The sequence below is a fragment of the Lentzea flava genome (assembly GCF_014648475.1).
Lineage (GTDB): Bacteria > Actinomycetota > Actinomycetes > Mycobacteriales > Pseudonocardiaceae > Lentzea > Lentzea flava.
In genome coordinates, this window is record NZ_BMRE01000035.1 from 40112 (window position 1) to 54736 (window position 14625).

The window sequence follows — 14625 nt, forward strand, 5'->3', positions numbered from 1 at the left end:
GAAGATCAGGAGAGCACCGACTCGCCGCCGAAGTCGTCGTCATCCGACGGCGGACGGCGGCGCGCGGGCGGCGGTGTGGTGCGCGGAGGAGGCGGTGGTGCGTCGTCGTCCTCGACCCGGAAGTTGATTTCGTTGCTGGTGTACGGAGAACGCGCGGGGGCGTCCTCCGGCGGCGGCGCCGGGAAGTTCTTCTTGGCTTCGTTGAACAGCACGTTGGCCGTTTCGTCCTGGGTGCCGATGGTCTCCGCCATCGCCTCCTGCAGCAGAGCGGGGATCTTCGACTGCGCGCGCTGCAGCAGCTTCATGATCTCGCCGCTGATCTCGGACATCCGGCGCCCTGCGGCGGACTCGTTGATCACGAGGTTCTGCAGGATGCCGTTGGAGCCGATGGTCAGCTCGACCGCGCCGTCCGAGGACCGCTCGGAGATCGTCATGCCCTGAACACGCGTCGCCATCTCCTGGTAACGCGCGGCGCGTTCCTGGATGTTCTGGTTCCAGTTCGCGAGCATCTGCTCGGACCCGGCGATGTCCTCGGGCACCCGTGCTCCCTCATTCCAGCGGCGGCGGACTCAAAGGATGACGCAGCCGCGGCTGATCCAGTTCCCCCGACCTGGCAAATCGACCACACAGACCAGCGGCGTTCCACTGAGCGGACCAGTGGAACGCCGCTGGTCGATGATTTCCTACGAGACGCCCAGCAGGTCGACGACGAAGATCAGCGTCTCGTTGGGCTTGATCACGCCACCGGCGCCGCGCGAGCCGTAGCCCAGGTGCGGCGGGATGACCAGCTTGCGGCGGCCACCGACCTTCATGCCGGCCACGCCCTGGTCCCAGCCCGCGATGACGCGGCCGCCGCCGAGCGGGAACTGGAACGGCTCGCCGCGGTCCCAGGACGCGTCGAACTGCTCACCGGTCGAGTGCGAGACACCGACGTAGTGGACCATCACGCGCTGGCCGGCCTTGGCTTCCTCGCCGTCACCGACGGTGAGGTCCTCGACCAGCAGGTCGGCGGGCGCCGGGCCCTCGTGCGGGTCGACGACGGGCTTCGTGGCAGCCATCACAACTTCCTCTCGGAACGGGGTTGTTCGCGCTCGATCCAATCACGCGCGCGCGGACGCGGCCGAATGGCCTACGAAGACCAGCCCTACCCCGTCTCGAAAAGGCGTGTTGATCTATACGGACTCCCGGCCCTGCACCGGGGGTTCACAACAGAAGAAGGAGAATGATCATGGCGGCAACCCTGCACCGCCTCCGGTCATGGCTCGGCGCGGCATTGGCAGCAGCGACGCTGTCAATGGCGTGCGTCAGCGTGGCCGAAGCAGCTCCGACCCCCACCACCGACGGCGAGTTCGGCGCCCAGATCGTGGGCGGTACGCGCGCGAGCACGTCCACCTACCCGTGGGTCGTCTACCTGGCGACGAGCAGCGGGTTCCAGTACTGCGGTGGCACGCTCGTGGCTCCCAACAAGGTCGTCACGGCCGCGCACTGCACCGTGGGCGACTCGGCGTCCGCGGTCCGCGTCGTGGCCGGCCGCGACGACAAGCAGTCCACCGCGGGCACCGTCGCCCGCGTCACGAAGATCTGGATCCACCCGAGCTACACCGACGTGACCCGCGGCTACGACGTCTCGGTGCTCACGCTCGACCGCAACCTGTCGCAGACCCCGCTCAAGTTCGCGACGAGCGCGGACAGCACGCTGTACGCGGCGGGCACCAGCTCGACGATCCTCGGCTGGGGCGACACCGCGTCCGGTGGCACGGACTCGCGCTACCTGCTCAAGGCCACCGTGCCGCTGACCAGCAACTCCACCTGCGCCAACGCGTACGGCAGCCGCTTCATCGCCACGGCCATGGTGTGCGCCGGATACACCCAGGGCGGCACCGACACCTGCCAGGGCGACTCCGGTGGCCCGCTCGTGGCCGGTGGCAAGCTGATCGGCATCACGTCGTGGGGCGACGGCTGCGCAGACCCCGGCATCCCCGGTGTCTACACCCGCGTCTCCACCTACGCGACGCAGATCCAGGCGCAGATCAACTCCTAGCAACACCTGCCGGGAAGGGTTGTCGCCGGCGGCGCGCAACCCTTCCCGGCCCTGTTTCCGTCCTGGTGGCATGAACGGCAGAAAGCTGTTGGCCGGCGCCGCCGTGCTGGCCGTCGCCGGAGTGTGTGTGAGCTCCGCGGTGCGGGACGAAACCTTCGCACCACCACCGATCGTGGACTACGGGCCGGTGCGCCTCGTCGCGTTCGATTCGTGCGACAACGCACTGACCGAACTGCGCCGCGCCATGGCCCCGTACGTCAGCGCGTACGGCCTCGGGGGCAACGACCGTCTCCTCACCATCGAGGGCATGGCGACGGACTCGAGCGCGGGCGTCGCGCAGAAGAGCATTCCCGACGCGCCGACGGTCGCCACGCCTCCCGCGCAGCAGCAGGAGCACTCGACGACGAACGTCCACGAACAGGGCGTCGACGAGCCGGACATCGTGAAGACGGACGGAAAACGCGTCTTCTCGATCACCGACGGCAAGCTGCGCGTGATCGACGTCGCGAGCAAGGCCGTCACGGGCACGGTCGACCTCGGTGAGCGCCGCGCGAGCCAGCTGCTCGTCTCCGGGGATCGCGCGCTGGTGGTCGTCGACGGTCCTGGTCAGATCATGGAGAAGATGCTGCCGCCCGACCGCCCGTACCTCCCGCAGACCGGCACCGAGCTGGTTCTCGTGGATCTCAAGGCGCTCAAGCAGATCGGCAGCCTCAAAACCGACGGCTTCTACCTCGACGCCCGCCAGATCGGCGGTACCGCCCGCGTCGTCGTCCGTTCGCAGCCGCGCCTGCCGTGGGTGTACCCGAACGACACGATGAACGAAGCGGGAGCCTTGCGCCGCAACAAGGAGATCCTGCAGGGCGAGCCGATCACCTCGTGGCTGCCGCGCTACGAGCTGGACCAGAACGGCGCCAAGAGCAGCGGAACCCTCGTCGACTGCGCGAACGTGAGCCACCCCGCCGTGCACTCGGCGACGTCGATGCTGACCGTGCTCACGTTCGAGCTGTCCGGCCAGCTCGGGACCGGCCAGCCGGTCTCGATCGTCGCCGACGGCGACACGGTCTACGGCACCGACCGCAGCCTCTACATCGCCGACGACCACCGGCTGCTGCCCGAACTTCCCGGCAAGCCACCGGTGCAGCGCCCGATCACCACGGCGATCCACCAGTTCGACATCAGCCAGGCGGGCCCGCCGAAGCACGTCGCGTCCGGTGACGTGAACGGCACGCTGCTGAACCAGTACTCGCTGTCCGAACACGACGGTGTTCTGCGCGTCGCCACGACAACGGGCACCGAAACCCGTTGCTGCTGGCGCATTCAGTCCGACGTGGCGCCGCAGCAACAGCAACCGCCGCAGTCGGAGAGCTTCGTCACCACGTTGCGCCGCAACGGAAACCAGCTGACGAAGGAAGGCCAGATCGGCGGCCTCGGCAAGGGCGAGCGCATCTACAGCGTCCGCTTCATCGGCAAGATGGGTTACGTCGTCACGTTCCGGCAGACCGACCCGCTCTACACGCTGGACCTGAGTGATCCCAAGCAGCCCAGGGTCACCGGCGAGCTGAAGATCACCGGCTACTCCGCCTACCTGCACCCCGCCGGCGACGGCAAGCTGATCGGCGTCGGCCAGGAGGCGACCGGCCAGGGCCGCACCACCGGAACGCAGGTGTCGCTGTTCGACGTGAGCAACCCCGCGTCACCGCAACGGCTCGCGCAGTACCACCTGCCGGACTCGAACTCCGAGGCCCAGTTCGACCCGCACGCGTTCCTGTACTGGCCGCCCGACGGCACGCTCGTGATCCCGGTGGCGCAGCACAAGACGACGTTCGAGGCGTCCTCGCTGGTGCTGAAGGTCGAGGGCAACCAGCTGCGGGAGACCGGCAGGATCGTCGAGCCGTTCAGCCAGAACTACGGCGGTGCCAGGCGGACGATCGTGATCGGCGACCAGCTGTGGTCGGTCTCCGCGGCCGGTGTGCAGGTCAACGCGCGCAACGGCCTGGCACAGCAGGCCTGGTTGCCCTTCTAGGCGACCGGACGCTCAGTGGTGAGCAGGCGGTACGACAACACCGTGCCGCCTGCCATCGCGGCCGGGAGCACGACGATCGCGGCCAGCGGGATCAGGCACAGCAGGTACGTGGGCACGGCGAACCCGAGCACCATCGCGCGGCGCGTCGCGAGGACCTGCCTGCGCTGCTTGAACGACTTGCCGCGCCGCGTGAACGGGATGCCGGTCAGTTCGATGCCCAGCAGGTAGCCGTTGATGCACACGGCCAGCACCGGCACCACGGTCTGCCCGACCACGGGGATGAACCCGCAGAAGAACAACGGGATCGCGAACAGGATCGACGTGCCTACCAGCATGATCGTGCTGCGCAGCCCGACGGCGAACCCGCGCCACCAGCCGACCTGCTCCGCGCCGGGCACGCCGCCGAGCTCGTCCTCGACCTCCTCGGCGATGTACTCGTAGAACGGTCCGCCGATCATGATCGTGATCGCGGTGAACAGCAGCACGCTCAGGCCGAGCGTCACCGCGATCACCGAAATTCCGACGGCGACCTCCACGACGCCCCGCCAAGTCTCGCTCCACGAGTCCGCGAACCCCGTGAGCCACCCGGCGATCGAGTCGATGTGGGTGAACAGCAGCACCCAGCCGGTGATCATGAGCACTGCGGTGATGACCGCGGGCAACGCCCCGATGAGCACGCGCTTGGGTGAGCTGAAGACCAGCTTGAACCCGCGCAGCAGAAGTGCGATGCCAGCCCCGAAGTCCTTGATCACGCGCGCAGGATAGTCCGTGCCGGCCCAATTGAGATGGAGGAAGCGCGAATTCGCCGAGACGGGCATGATGCGACCGAGGGAGGCGTTGAGGTTGAGCAACCCAGCTAAGAACGCCGTCGTCGTCCCGGACGGGCCGTTGCCTGTGCTGCCGCCCGCCATCTGGGAGTCGAAGGAAGTGCGGGACGCGGTCGCCGCGGAGTCGCCCGGCGCCGTGGTCGCGATCGCGCGCAAGGCGCACGGCCTGCGTCAGGACGAACTGGGCACGCTGGCAGGGTTCTCGCAGTCCGCGATCTCTCGCCTGGAAGCCGGCAGCAACATCGCCTACGACATGCGCGTGCTCAGGACGCTGCAGCGGCTGCTCGGCATCCCCGCCCACCTGCTCGGCCTGACCGACCGCACGGTGCCGATGCGGTCCGGTGAGGCCAGGAGCCTGGGCGCCGGCGGGCTGGAGGCGCTGGCGAACGACCTGGTCGTGGGCATGGAGGGCAAGGCGCTGATGGCGTTGTGTGCCTCCGCTGTCTTCGGCACAGGGAACAGCAATGGCGTGATGACCGGCGATGCGGTCAGTCAGTTGCTCGTGCTGCGCAGGATCGTGAACGACGCGCACAACTGGCGTGGCACCGGCGCGCTGATGCCCGCTGTTCGCAACATGTACGACTTCATCGACGTACTGCGCCGCAACGCGCGCGGGGACGTCCGGCGGCGGTTGCTCGGCACCGGCGCGATGTACGCGGAGTTCTACGGCTGGCTGCACGAGGAGATCGGCGACATGCGCGGCGCGGCCGCGTGGACGTCCCGAGCCCTCGAACAGGGCCAGGCCGCGGACGACAGGGACGTCGTCGCGTACTGCTACGTGCGGATGAGCCAGCTCGCTGAGGTCGACGGCGACGACGACCGCGTCATCGGCCTGGCGCGCGCCGCCCAGCGCGAGACGGGGCTGAGCCCGATCGTGCGCGCGATGGCGTTGCGGCAGGAAGCACGTGGTCTCGCGCGTGCGGGCCAGGACGCGTGCATGCCGCGGTTCGACCTCGCGCAGTCGTTGGTGCTGAACGCCGAACGTCCGCAGACCGACGAGTACTCCATCGGCTACTGCTTCACGGAGCTGCACGTGCAGATGCAGCGCGCCGCCAGCATGGTCGACCTCGCCGACCACCAACGAGCCATCAACGCCTACACGGAGCTCATGCCCCGATGGGGCAGCATCTGCCAGTGGGAGCAGGGCGTGCACACAGCCCGGCTTGCCTACGCGCACGCCGCGAACGGTGACGTCGAGCAGGCCGTCGACTTCGGGTTCGCGGCACTGGACCTGGCACGGGCGACCGGGTCGCAGCTGATCGTGCACGAGCTGGACCGGCTCGACCCGTGGAGCGCGACGCCGGCGATCGCCGAGCTCGCCGCCGAGGTCAGCCAGCTGCGGTAACGCGTATGCGAGTTCCGCATACGCCACCCGCAATCCGTCTGCGACCCTCCCCATTTCCCGCCCCACCCCGCACGATCTAGGTGTGATCGACCTGACCGAACGAACGCCGCGCTCGGAAGAGGTCAACGAGCGGTTCTGTGCGGCAGTGGCAGAGCGGAACTCGGGCCCGTACCGGCTCAAGTTCTACGCGACCACACACGCTGTCGTGTGTGTGGTCGACGACGCCGAGGTGAAGGCATGAGCATTCAGGAAAGAACGGAAGCGCGCATGCCCGTGTTGCTGGTCCGCAAGCGTGCGGGTGTCGTGGGGGAGACACAACGCACGTGCCACCTCGTTCCCGTGCCCGACGACGACCGCACGCCGCTCGCGTTGACCGCGTACTGCGGCGAACTCATCCACCGCGGCGAGGCCGAACTGCTCACCCAGCCGTCCGGAATGCCGTGCGTCAGCTGCCTGTTCCGCGTACCGATGCCACGTGACGGAGAACTAGCCCACGACTGGTGACGCGATGCAGGCCGTCCCGACGTGCCTGAACCCGACCCGCTCGTAGACCCGAGCGATCTCCGGGCTCCCCGCCGACAGGAACACGAGCTTCGCGCCCCGATCCAGGGCGTCCCGCGCCAGTTCCGCAGTGACCGCACCACCGAGGCCACGTCGCCGTGCCGCCGGCAACGTGCCGATGCCCGCGATCTCCACGACGTCACCCGCCCGTTGCGCGGTGCCTACCGCCAGAACGCCCTCGCCTGGCAGGTCGGCCACCGCGTGGCGGTGCCGGGTGCTCGTCGGGACGGCCTCCGCGAGCGCCGCGTCCCGTTCCGCCACACCGACCTCGCCCGGCGAGGTGCCCGGCGACGAGAACGCGAGCTCGGCCACCACCGACACCTCGGCCGGCCGCGTGTCGAGCACGCGGACGTGCGGATGCGGCTCCGGGAGCTTCTCCGGGTCGAGCACCAGCAGTGGTGCCCGCAGCACCTCCAGGCCAGCCGCGACCGCCACGTCGTACAGGTCCGGCGTGGTCTCGTGCACCCACTCCAGCGCCTCGGGCACGCCGAGCTCGCGCTGCCGCGCCCGCATCTTCACCACGTCGTCGACCGTCGGCCGCCCGCCGGGGAAGCGCGGTCGCGCGTAGTACGGATGGCCGTCGCCCGCCTGGACGAAGAGCACCAGCTCGCCGTGATCCTCGACGCGAGATCCCGGTCGGGGCACGGAGTCGTAAAACTCCTCGAGAACGTCCCACACGAGAGATCACGCTAGCTAGGTTTGGCGGCATGACGCACGGCATTTCCTCATGAGAACTGTGGCGGCGCTGGTCGCCCTTCTCCTCGTCCTCACGGGGTGCGGTGACGACCGCGAGGACCGGTTCGCGCGCCCCGGCGCGCCCAGGACGTCGCCCAGCGGGAAGTTCGTCGCGCACGCCGAGAGCGAGAGCGAGGTGCGGGTGACCGACCGCGACGGCGGTGAGGTGTTCAGGAAGTCCTACGAGTACGCCACCAGCTACCGCGCCGACGGCATCGGCGTGGTGTGGCTGTCCACGAAGGACCAGCTGTGGATCCTCGTGCCCGGCGGGCGCATGAGCGAACGCGTCGAGCCGGGGCCCGACGGGGTCTGGACCGCGGTCGAGGCCGAACTACCCGGGGAGATCACGCGGCTCGGCTGAGGCGTCCTTCTCGCCCTGCGCGAGCCGGCGGCCGCGCTCCAGTTCCGCGTCGAACTCGGCACCGAGCAGCACGGCGATGTTCGAGATCCACAGCCACACCAGGAAGACGATCACACCGCCGAGCGAGCCGTAGGTCTTGTTGTACGACGCGAAGTTCGCCACGTAGACCGCGAAGCCGACGGTGGCGAGCGCCCACAGCACGATGGCCAGGAGGCTGCCGGGCGTGACCCAGCGGAAGGCGGGCTGCCGCACGTTCGGCGCCGCCCAGTAGAGCACCGCGAACGCGAGGGCCACCAGCAGCAGGATGACTGGCCACTTGACGATGTCCCACACCGTGACCACGGTGTCGCCGAGCCCCAGCAGGTTGCCGACCGTGTCCGCGACCCCGCCGGTCAGCACGAGCGCACCGAGAGTGAGCGAGATCAGCACCACCGAGCCCAGCGTCAGCAGGAGGCGCAGCGGCACGGTCTTCCAGAACGGCCTGCCCTCCTCGACGTCGTACACGGCGTTGCAGGCGCGCATGAACGCGCCCAGGTAGCCCGAAGCGGTCCAGAACGCCGTCAGCAGACCGATGATGCCGAGCAGCCCGGCGGCCCCCTGGCCCTTCTGCAGTTCCTCGATGGACGACTTCACCAGGTCACCGGCCTGGCCGGGCGCGACCTGGTCGACGTACTTCATCAGCTCCTGCGTCGTCGTCTCGCCGAGCAGCGCGAGCACGGACGTCAGCACGATGAGTCCGGGGAACAACGACAGCACCGCGTAGTAGGTGAGCGCTGCCGCCCAGTCCGTCAGGTTGTCGTCGTTGAACTCTTTGACCGTCCGTTTGAGAACGCCCCACCAGGCGCCCTTGGGCAACTTGGTGGGGCGTTCGATGGTCTCACCTGCGGGCACGGCGCCAGCTCCAGGAACGCGTGCCGGCTCCGACACCGGCCATGTGCAGGGCGAGGAGCAGCAGTCCGAGCACCACGAGCGTGTTGGCGGTGATCACGTCACCAAGAGCGGTCTTCGCCAGGTCGAGAATCAGGGCGAGACCGAACGCCACTGCGGCGATGAGGGCCAGCATGTCCACCTCCGAGTTCAAGTGACCAGCGGATACCCGTTTCGTTGCGGGGGAACCGCACCGTTCGGAGCAACGGGCGTGCCATGATCGGAGACCATGGACGTCCAGCGGTGGCAAGCGGCCGCGGTTCCGTGGTGGGTGACCAAGGTCGGGCTCGTCGGTGGATGGGTCGTCGCCTTCTACTTCGCCGCCAGTGCGAACGAGGTGCCGTGCACGACCGCACAGCCGTGCGTGCCGGACCCGATGTTCGCGCTGGCGGTCGTGCCGTTGCTGGCGACACCGCTGCTGCTGTTGTTCGGCCGTGTGCTCACGGGCTGTGCGATGGGCATGGTGTTCGGTGCGCTGGACATCGTTCTCGACGGTTCGGCCGCCGCCAACGTCGCGTTCGGGCTGCACGCGGGCGCGTGCGCGATCGTGGCGGCGTGGACCGTGAGGTCGCGCGCCGACCAGCACGCGGCGGCGGGCGCCACCCTCGTCTCGTTGCCGGACCTTCCACCGCAACGAGGCGTGCTGCGGATCATCGCGGTGTTGCTCGTCCTGTTCGGCTTCCTGACGTTCGTGCAGTACGACCTCACGAACGGCGAGATCGAGCAGCACGTCGCGAAGGCCAGCCGGATGGACGCCGAGGTCGTCGAGATCAAGAACACCTACGAGGTGTGGGTGGAGCTGCCGGACCGGCAGCGCACCAGCTTCGAGCCGCTCGCGCCGGAGACGTACCAGGTCGGAGACACGGTGCCGGTGCTGGCGGACGGCTCGTGGGTGCGCATGGCCAACGAGCCGGAGGACGTCACGTGGTGGCTCACGCTCGGTGGCGCCGCCGTGTTCCTCGCGATCATGCTGGCCGCGCGGGAACGCCGCCGCCGCGCGTTGTGGACGGGCCCGGTGAAGGCGATCCGCCTGCAGGCACATCCCGTCGGTCCGCGCCGGATCCTGTTGCGGCACAACAAGGACGACATCGCCACCGTCGCCACGCTCGCCGACCTCGGGCTGGAGGAGCCGCTCTACCACGACACCGAGCAGTTCGGCCGGGTGTGGCGCGGCGAGGAGGACCCGCCGGTGCAGCTCGACCCGACGGAGATCCTCGTCGCGGGCGAGTGGCACCACGGCGGCCAGGTCGCGTTGCTGGTCGAGGGCGAGGTCGTGGCCACCAGCACGTTGTCCAGGGTCCGCCCGCGCCACACCGTCCACAACGCACACCTGCCCGGCGAGCCGGTCACCGCGGCCAAGCCGGTCGACCTGCCGCACGCGCTGTGGCCGGGCGATCGGCGGCGCTCGGAGGGCGTCCTGCTGCTGCTCGGCGCGGCCGGCGCGATGATCGCGCTGAAGTACTACCCGGACCTGATCGTCCTCGGGTTCATGGGCGTGCAGTGCGTGTTGTCGGCCGTGAACAGGTTCCAGCCGTTGCTGCGCCTCGACCACCGCGGGGTCTCGCTCTACACGGGCGTCTGGACCTACCGCGTGCCGTGGTCGCAGCTGCACGGGGTGCGCCGCTCGGGTCCTCAGCTCATGCTCGCGTTCGGCCCGCACGGTGACGTGATCACCACTCCGCATCTGCCGGACGATCAGGCGGGCGAGAAGCTGATGTGGGCGCGGGCGAGGTCCATGATCGCCGACCATCCGGGGGAGAGGGTGAGCCGCCGGCTCAACGTCAGCGTGCTCGCCGGGCTCGGCTACGCGCTGCTGGTCGTGCTCATCTGAGCCGTGCCACGGCCTTGAGCAGACGGTCCACATCGGATTCGTCGTTGTACGGCCCGATGCCCGCCCGCACGGCGCCCTTGTCGCCGAGGCCGAGCCACCGGGAGCACTCGATCGCGTAGAAGTGGCCCGCGGGCGCGTTGACACCCTCGGCGCCGAGCCTGCGGTACACCTCGGCGGGCTCCAGCCCGTCGACCGAGAACAGCACGGTCGGGGTGCGCGAGGACGCCTTGCTGTAGATCCGCACCCCGAGTTCCCGCAGCCCGGCTTCCAGCTGGTCGCGCAGCCCGAACTCGTGCTCCTCCAGCCCGTCCAGGCCGCGCAGGAACTCGACGGCCGCGGTCGTTCCCGCCAGCAGCTCGTACGGCAGCGTGCCCAGCTCGAACCGTTCCGGCACGGCGTTCGTCGACGGCAGCAGCTTGTCCGGCCGCAACGTCTCCAGCAGCTCCGGCGCGGCCGCCAGCACGCCGAGGTGCGGGCCGAGGAACTTGTACGGCGAACACACGAAGAAGTCCGCGTCCATCGCCTCCACGTCGACCGGCAGGTGCGGGGTGTAGTGCACGCCGTCCACGTACACGAACGCCGCCATCTCGTGCGCCGCCGCCGCGATCGCCGCCACGTCCGGACGGGTGCCGAGCAGGTTCGACGCCGCCGTGATCGCGACGACGCGGGTGCGGTCGGACAGCAGGTTCGTGACGGCTTCGATGGGCAGCTCACCTGTAGTGCGGTCGAACGGCGCCCATCGCACCGTGGCCCGCGCCGCCTCGGCCGCCTGCACCCATGGCCTGATGTTCGCGTCGTGGTCGAGCCTGGTGACGATGATCTCGTCACCCGGCCGCCAGTTCTTCGCCAGCGTGCGGGAGAAGTCGTAGGTCAGCTGGGTCATGCTGCGGCCGAACACGATGCTGCCCGCGTTGAGGAACTCGCCCATCGTGCGGCGCGCGGTCCGGACGATCTCCTCGGCCCTGCGCTCGGCCGCCGTGACCGAGCCGCGGTTGGCGACCGCCGACGTCAGCGTCGCCCTGACCGCCTCGGCGACGACGTCCGGTGTCTGCGAGCCACCGGGTCCGTCGAAGTGCGCGGCACCCTCACGCAACGCGGGGAAGTGGGCGCGTACGGCGGCGACGTCGTAGACCATGCCCTCATGGTGCTTGAGCACCCACGAAACGGGAAAGGATCAACCGGAGGGTGCTCACCTGTCCGGACGCGTCGAAGTCCGGGTCGACGAGCCTGCCGAACAGGCCGTCGACCAGGCCCTGCACCCAGGTCGCTGCCGTCCGTGCGCTCACCGGGAGCGTGATCTGACCCGCGTCGTGCGCCTGCTGCAGCAGCACGGCGAGTTCGTCGCGGACCACCTGCTCGTTGCGGGCGATCAGGTTCCACAGCTCCGGGTCGCGGCTCGCCTGGGCCACGACCTCCAGCACCAGCCCGGCCACGGACCGGTCCAGCGCGGGCACGCACAGGTGGTCGACGACCATCAGCACGCCGTCCCACGGGCTGAGGGTCTTGGCCTGCGCGAAGACCTCGGCGTTGTCCCTGCCGTCCTGTTCGAAGATCTCCAGGAAGATGGCGCGCTTGGTGGGGAAGTAGTGGAACAGGCTGCCCGTGCTGATGTCGGCGGCCTTGCAGATGTCCGCGACGGTCGTCCGGTCGAAGCCCTTCTCCGCGAACAAGCCCGCAGCCGTGTCGGTGATGTGTCGCTTCTTCGCCGCGTGCTTGACCGGATCTACCGTTCGCACCTGTAGTACTGCCTCTTCTTCTCGTCCTTGACGTAGACGCCGCGCCTGCGGATCTCCCTCGCCAATTCTGCGGCCTCCTCGTGCTCGTACTTCGAGATGGCCTTCTTCCGTGCCGTGAACAGCGCGTTCACGTCCGGCGGCAGCTCGGGCGCGTGCTCGACCCACATCCGGAACTCGCTCGCGTACGGGTCTGCGTCGCGCCACCGGTAGCCGTGGCCGGTGAAGGCCTGTTCGAGCTTCGCCCTGCTCAGATCCGAGGTCTCGCGGGCCAGCTCGGCGCCGCTGGGCGACAGCAGCACGAGCTGCTTGCCGTCGGCGAACGCCGACTCGACCTGGTTGCGGCCGAAGTCGAAGCTCTTGTCGTCCTTTCTGAGCGTGACGCGGTCGTGCGAGACCTCGACCGTCATCATGTCCGCCGCCCACAGCAACGCGAGCACACCGCCGGCCAGCGCCCCGATCGCCGGCGCCGCGATCGTCACCCACGGCTCCGGGATGTCCGTGACCAGCTCGAACACGCCCTGGAACGGGAACCAGCCCAACGTCGTGATCCACCCGGCTGCCAGCTTGAGCCCCCACCCCGCGGCGGCTCCCAGCGCCGGGCACACCACCCAGATGCCGTAGCGGACCGCCGCGGTCTCCTGCACAGTCGTCATGACGCCAATACTAGACCGAGCGCTCGGTTTATTAAGTCCAGGACAGTCGTTGTCCGCAATCGGTTCTACGGTCGTCGGCATGGACTGGAACAAGCAGTTGACGGACCAGCTCGACTTCCACTGGCGGGTGCAGCTGCGGCCGCGGCTGGAGGGTCTGACCGACGAGGAGTACTTCTGGCAGCCGGTGCCCGGCGCGTGGACCGTGCACGAGGACGGCTCCATCGACTGGGAGTACCCGACGCCGGAACCGGCGCCGGTCACCACGATCGCCTGGCGGATGGCGCACATCATCGTCGGCGTCCTCAACATGCGCACGGCGTCGCACTTCGGTGGCCCGCCCGCCGACTACCAGACCTGGCAGTACGCGACGAGCGCCGACGAGGCGCTGAAGCAGCTTGACGACGCCTACGCGGCCTGGACGGACGGTGCGCGCAAGGCGGACCTCTCGCGGGCCGTCGGTCCGGCGGAGGGGCCGTTCGCCGAGGAACCGATGGCGACCCTGGTGCTGCACATCAACCGGGAGGTGATCCACCACGGTGCGGAGATCGCCCTGCTCCGTGATCTCTACCTACGGGAGAGCTAGTTACCGAAAAGTGCCTACTTTCTAGAAGTGGGCGCTAACTGCAAGATGGTCCCCGTCGAGAACATCGAAGGGGGATCATGATGCGAGTCATCACGCAGAAGACCGTCGGGGACGCGTCCGTGCTGGAGGTCGCGGAGGTCGAGCGCCCGGTGCCCGGCGCCGGTGAGGTGCTGGTCAAGGTGGGTGCGGCCGGGGTCAACCCGATCGACACGTACGTCCGGGCCGGCGCGTTCCCCCTGCTCGGGGAGCCGCCGTTCACGGTGGGCTGGGACGTCGCGGGCACCGTGGAGCAGGTCGGTGAGGGCGTCGAGAAGTTCGAGGCCGGTGACGAGGTGTACGGGCTGCTCGCCTTTCCCGGCACCGGCGGTGGCTACGCCGAGTACGCCGTGGTCAAGGAGTCCGACCTGGCGCGCAGGCCCTCCCACCTGACCGTCCAGGAAGCGGGCGCGCTGCCGATGGTGGCGCTGACGGCGTGGCAGGCGCTCGTCGGACGGGCCGGTGTCTCCGCCGGTCAGCGCGTGCTGATCCACGCGGCGGCCGGTGGCGTCGGGCACGTGGCGGTGCAGATCGCCAAGGCGCGGGGCGCGTCCGTGATCGGCACGGCGTCGGCCGCCAAGCACGACTTCCTGCGCTCGCTCGGGGCGGACGAGGTCGTCGACTACCGGCACCAGGACTTCACCGAGATCGAGCCGGTCGACGTGGTCTTCGACCTGATCGGCGGTGAGTACGCCGAGCGGTCGGCCAAGGTGCTGAAGCCCGGTGGCGTGCTCGTGTCGGCCATTCCGAGCAACCCGGGTTTTGACGTTGACCGAGCTGTGGACCTCGGGATCCGGTTCGAGCTCTTCGGCAGCCTGGCACCCTCCGGCGCCGACCTGGAGGCGTTGCCGCAGCTCAAGGTGCAGCTCGACCACGTCGTGCCGCTCGCGGACGCCGCGAAGGCGCACGAGCTCGTCGAGTCGAAGAGGACCACGGGCAAGGTCGTCCTGGTGCCGTGACACCGCG

At 69.1% G+C, this 14625-nt stretch carries 18 protein-coding genes; 9 read left to right on the forward strand and 9 right to left on the reverse strand.

The features are described 5' to 3' along the window. Positions 1–5: 5 nt before the first annotated feature. On the reverse strand, positions 6–539 hold the full coding sequence (locus tag IEZ09_RS30985) for a YbaB/EbfC family nucleoid-associated protein (protein WP_189257346.1): 534 nt from the start codon (positions 537–539) through the stop codon (positions 6–8). A 144-nt stretch (positions 540–683) separates the two neighbouring features. Next, positions 684–1058 (reverse strand): FKBP-type peptidyl-prolyl cis-trans isomerase, encoded by a 375-nt coding sequence (locus tag IEZ09_RS30990; RefSeq protein WP_189257347.1) that lies wholly within the window; start codon positions 1056–1058, stop codon positions 684–686. 170 nt (positions 1059–1228) lie between these two features. Here IEZ09_RS30990 and IEZ09_RS30995 point away from each other — a divergent pair, with 170 nt between their 5' ends. Both IEZ09_RS30995 and IEZ09_RS31000 read left to right on the forward strand, forming a co-directional pair. Beyond that, positions 1229–2041 carry a S1 family peptidase gene (locus tag IEZ09_RS30995; RefSeq protein WP_189257348.1) on the forward strand — a complete coding sequence of 271 codons (813 nt, stop codon included), beginning with the start codon at positions 1229–1231 and terminating at the stop codon, positions 2039–2041. A 70-nt stretch (positions 2042–2111) separates the two neighbouring features. Continuing rightward, positions 2112–4064, forward strand: a complete 1953-nt coding sequence (locus IEZ09_RS31000; protein WP_189257349.1) for a beta-propeller domain-containing protein — start codon at positions 2112–2114, stop codon at positions 4062–4064. Here IEZ09_RS31000 and IEZ09_RS31005 read toward each other — a convergent pair. Then, the gene (locus IEZ09_RS31005) at positions 4061–4816 is read right to left on the reverse strand and encodes an EI24 domain-containing protein (RefSeq protein WP_189257350.1); all 756 of its coding nucleotides are present in this window, start codon (positions 4814–4816) and stop codon (positions 4061–4063) included. The genes IEZ09_RS31000 and IEZ09_RS31005 overlap by 4 nt on opposite strands. A gap of 91 nt (positions 4817–4907) precedes the next feature. Here IEZ09_RS31005 and IEZ09_RS31010 point away from each other — a divergent pair, with 91 nt between their 5' ends. From IEZ09_RS31010 to IEZ09_RS31020, 3 genes are all read left to right on the forward strand, one after another. After that, positions 4908–6236, forward strand: coding sequence for a helix-turn-helix domain-containing protein (locus tag IEZ09_RS31010; RefSeq protein WP_189257351.1), 1329 nt, complete (start codon positions 4908–4910; stop codon positions 6234–6236). A gap of 82 nt (positions 6237–6318) precedes the next feature. After that, complete coding sequence (locus tag IEZ09_RS31015; RefSeq protein ID WP_189257352.1) at positions 6319–6477, forward strand: hypothetical protein; 159 nt, start codon at positions 6319–6321, stop codon at positions 6475–6477. Continuing rightward, positions 6474–6740: a hypothetical protein gene (locus tag IEZ09_RS31020; RefSeq protein ID WP_229813106.1), complete on the forward strand. Its 267-nt coding sequence runs from the start codon at positions 6474–6476 to the stop codon at positions 6738–6740. The genes IEZ09_RS31015 and IEZ09_RS31020 overlap by 4 nt, the downstream gene beginning before the upstream one ends. On the opposite strand, the gene IEZ09_RS31025 is transcribed toward IEZ09_RS31020, so the two are convergent. Beyond that, positions 6723–7475, reverse strand: coding sequence for a GNAT family N-acetyltransferase (locus IEZ09_RS31025; protein ID WP_229813107.1), 753 nt, complete (start codon positions 7473–7475; stop codon positions 6723–6725). The genes IEZ09_RS31020 and IEZ09_RS31025 overlap by 18 nt on opposite strands. A 49-nt stretch (positions 7476–7524) precedes the next feature. Here IEZ09_RS31025 and IEZ09_RS31030 point away from each other — a divergent pair, with 49 nt between their 5' ends. Beyond that, on the forward strand, positions 7525–7893 hold the full coding sequence (locus IEZ09_RS31030; RefSeq protein WP_189257353.1) for a hypothetical protein: 369 nt from the start codon (positions 7525–7527) through the stop codon (positions 7891–7893). Here IEZ09_RS31030 and IEZ09_RS31035 read toward each other — a convergent pair. Both IEZ09_RS31035 and IEZ09_RS31040 read right to left on the reverse strand, forming a co-directional pair. Next, positions 7864–8784, reverse strand: coding sequence for a YihY/virulence factor BrkB family protein (locus IEZ09_RS31035; RefSeq protein WP_229813108.1), 921 nt, complete (start codon positions 8782–8784; stop codon positions 7864–7866). The two genes, IEZ09_RS31030 and IEZ09_RS31035, sit on opposite strands and share 30 nt — an antisense overlap. After that, the gene (locus IEZ09_RS31040) at positions 8771–8956 is read right to left on the reverse strand and encodes a hypothetical protein (RefSeq protein ID WP_189257397.1); all 186 of its coding nucleotides are present in this window, start codon (positions 8954–8956) and stop codon (positions 8771–8773) included. The genes IEZ09_RS31035 and IEZ09_RS31040 overlap by 14 nt, the downstream gene beginning before the upstream one ends. A 93-nt stretch (positions 8957–9049) precedes the next feature. Between IEZ09_RS31040 and IEZ09_RS31045 the strand changes: the two genes are divergently transcribed. Then, on the forward strand, positions 9050–10651 hold the full coding sequence (locus IEZ09_RS31045) for a hypothetical protein (RefSeq protein ID WP_189257355.1): 1602 nt from the start codon (positions 9050–9052) through the stop codon (positions 10649–10651). On the opposite strand, the gene IEZ09_RS31050 is transcribed toward IEZ09_RS31045, so the two are convergent. From IEZ09_RS31050 to IEZ09_RS31060, 3 genes are read right to left on the reverse strand one after another with little or no spacing between them, the layout of a single operon-like run. Then, a complete protein-coding gene (locus tag IEZ09_RS31050) occupies positions 10644–11786 on the reverse strand; it encodes a cysteine desulfurase-like protein (protein WP_189257398.1) in 1143 nt (380 codons plus the stop codon). The two genes, IEZ09_RS31045 and IEZ09_RS31050, sit on opposite strands and share 8 nt — an antisense overlap. Before the next feature lie 4 nt (positions 11787–11790). Next, positions 11791–12387, reverse strand: a complete 597-nt coding sequence (locus IEZ09_RS31055) for a TetR/AcrR family transcriptional regulator (RefSeq protein WP_189257356.1) — start codon at positions 12385–12387, stop codon at positions 11791–11793. Next, positions 12375–13040 carry a YqeB family protein gene (locus IEZ09_RS31060; RefSeq protein ID WP_189257357.1) on the reverse strand — a complete coding sequence of 222 codons (666 nt, stop codon included), beginning with the start codon at positions 13038–13040 and terminating at the stop codon, positions 12375–12377. The genes IEZ09_RS31055 and IEZ09_RS31060 overlap by 13 nt, the downstream gene beginning before the upstream one ends. 79 nt (positions 13041–13119) lie before the next feature. On the opposite strand from IEZ09_RS31060, the gene IEZ09_RS31065 reads away from it, so the two are divergent. Together IEZ09_RS31065 and IEZ09_RS31070 are read left to right on the forward strand one after the other, a co-directional pair. Continuing rightward, a complete protein-coding gene (locus IEZ09_RS31065) occupies positions 13120–13623 on the forward strand; it encodes a DinB family protein (protein WP_189257358.1) in 504 nt (167 codons plus the stop codon). Between the two features lie 77 nt (positions 13624–13700). Further along, the gene (locus IEZ09_RS31070) at positions 13701–14618 is read left to right on the forward strand and encodes an NADP-dependent oxidoreductase (RefSeq protein WP_308202438.1); all 918 of its coding nucleotides are present in this window, start codon (positions 13701–13703) and stop codon (positions 14616–14618) included. The last annotated feature ends 7 nt before the right edge of the window (positions 14619–14625 follow it).

Excerpts from the sequence above, each read along its gene's own strand:
- IEZ09_RS30990 (WP_189257347.1), bottom strand. The coding sequence starts at position 1,058 with ATGGCTGCCACGAAGCCCGTCGTCGACCCGCACGAGGGCCCGGCGCCC.
- IEZ09_RS30995 (WP_189257348.1), top strand. The coding sequence starts at position 1,229 with ATGGCGGCAACCCTGCACCGCCTCCGGTCATGGCTCGGCGCGGCATTG.
- IEZ09_RS31000 (WP_189257349.1), top strand. The coding sequence starts at position 2,112 with ATGAACGGCAGAAAGCTGTTGGCCGGCGCCGCCGTGCTGGCCGTCGCC.
- IEZ09_RS31020 (WP_229813106.1), top strand. The coding sequence starts at position 6,474 with ATGAGCATTCAGGAAAGAACGGAAGCGCGCATGCCCGTGTTGCTGGTC.
- IEZ09_RS31030 (WP_189257353.1), top strand. The coding sequence starts at position 7,525 with ATGAGAACTGTGGCGGCGCTGGTCGCCCTTCTCCTCGTCCTCACGGGG.
- IEZ09_RS31040 (WP_189257397.1), bottom strand. The coding sequence starts at position 8,956 with ATGCTGGCCCTCATCGCCGCAGTGGCGTTCGGTCTCGCCCTGATTCTC.
- IEZ09_RS31045 (WP_189257355.1), top strand. The coding sequence starts at position 9,050 with ATGGACGTCCAGCGGTGGCAAGCGGCCGCGGTTCCGTGGTGGGTGACC.
- IEZ09_RS31050 (WP_189257398.1), bottom strand. The coding sequence starts at position 11,786 with ATGGTCTACGACGTCGCCGCCGTACGCGCCCACTTCCCCGCGTTGCGT.
- IEZ09_RS31060 (WP_189257357.1), bottom strand. The coding sequence starts at position 13,040 with ATGACGACTGTGCAGGAGACCGCGGCGGTCCGCTACGGCATCTGGGTG.
- IEZ09_RS31065 (WP_189257358.1), top strand. The coding sequence starts at position 13,120 with ATGGACTGGAACAAGCAGTTGACGGACCAGCTCGACTTCCACTGGCGG.
- IEZ09_RS31070 (WP_308202438.1), top strand. The coding sequence starts at position 13,701 with ATGATGCGAGTCATCACGCAGAAGACCGTCGGGGACGCGTCCGTGCTG.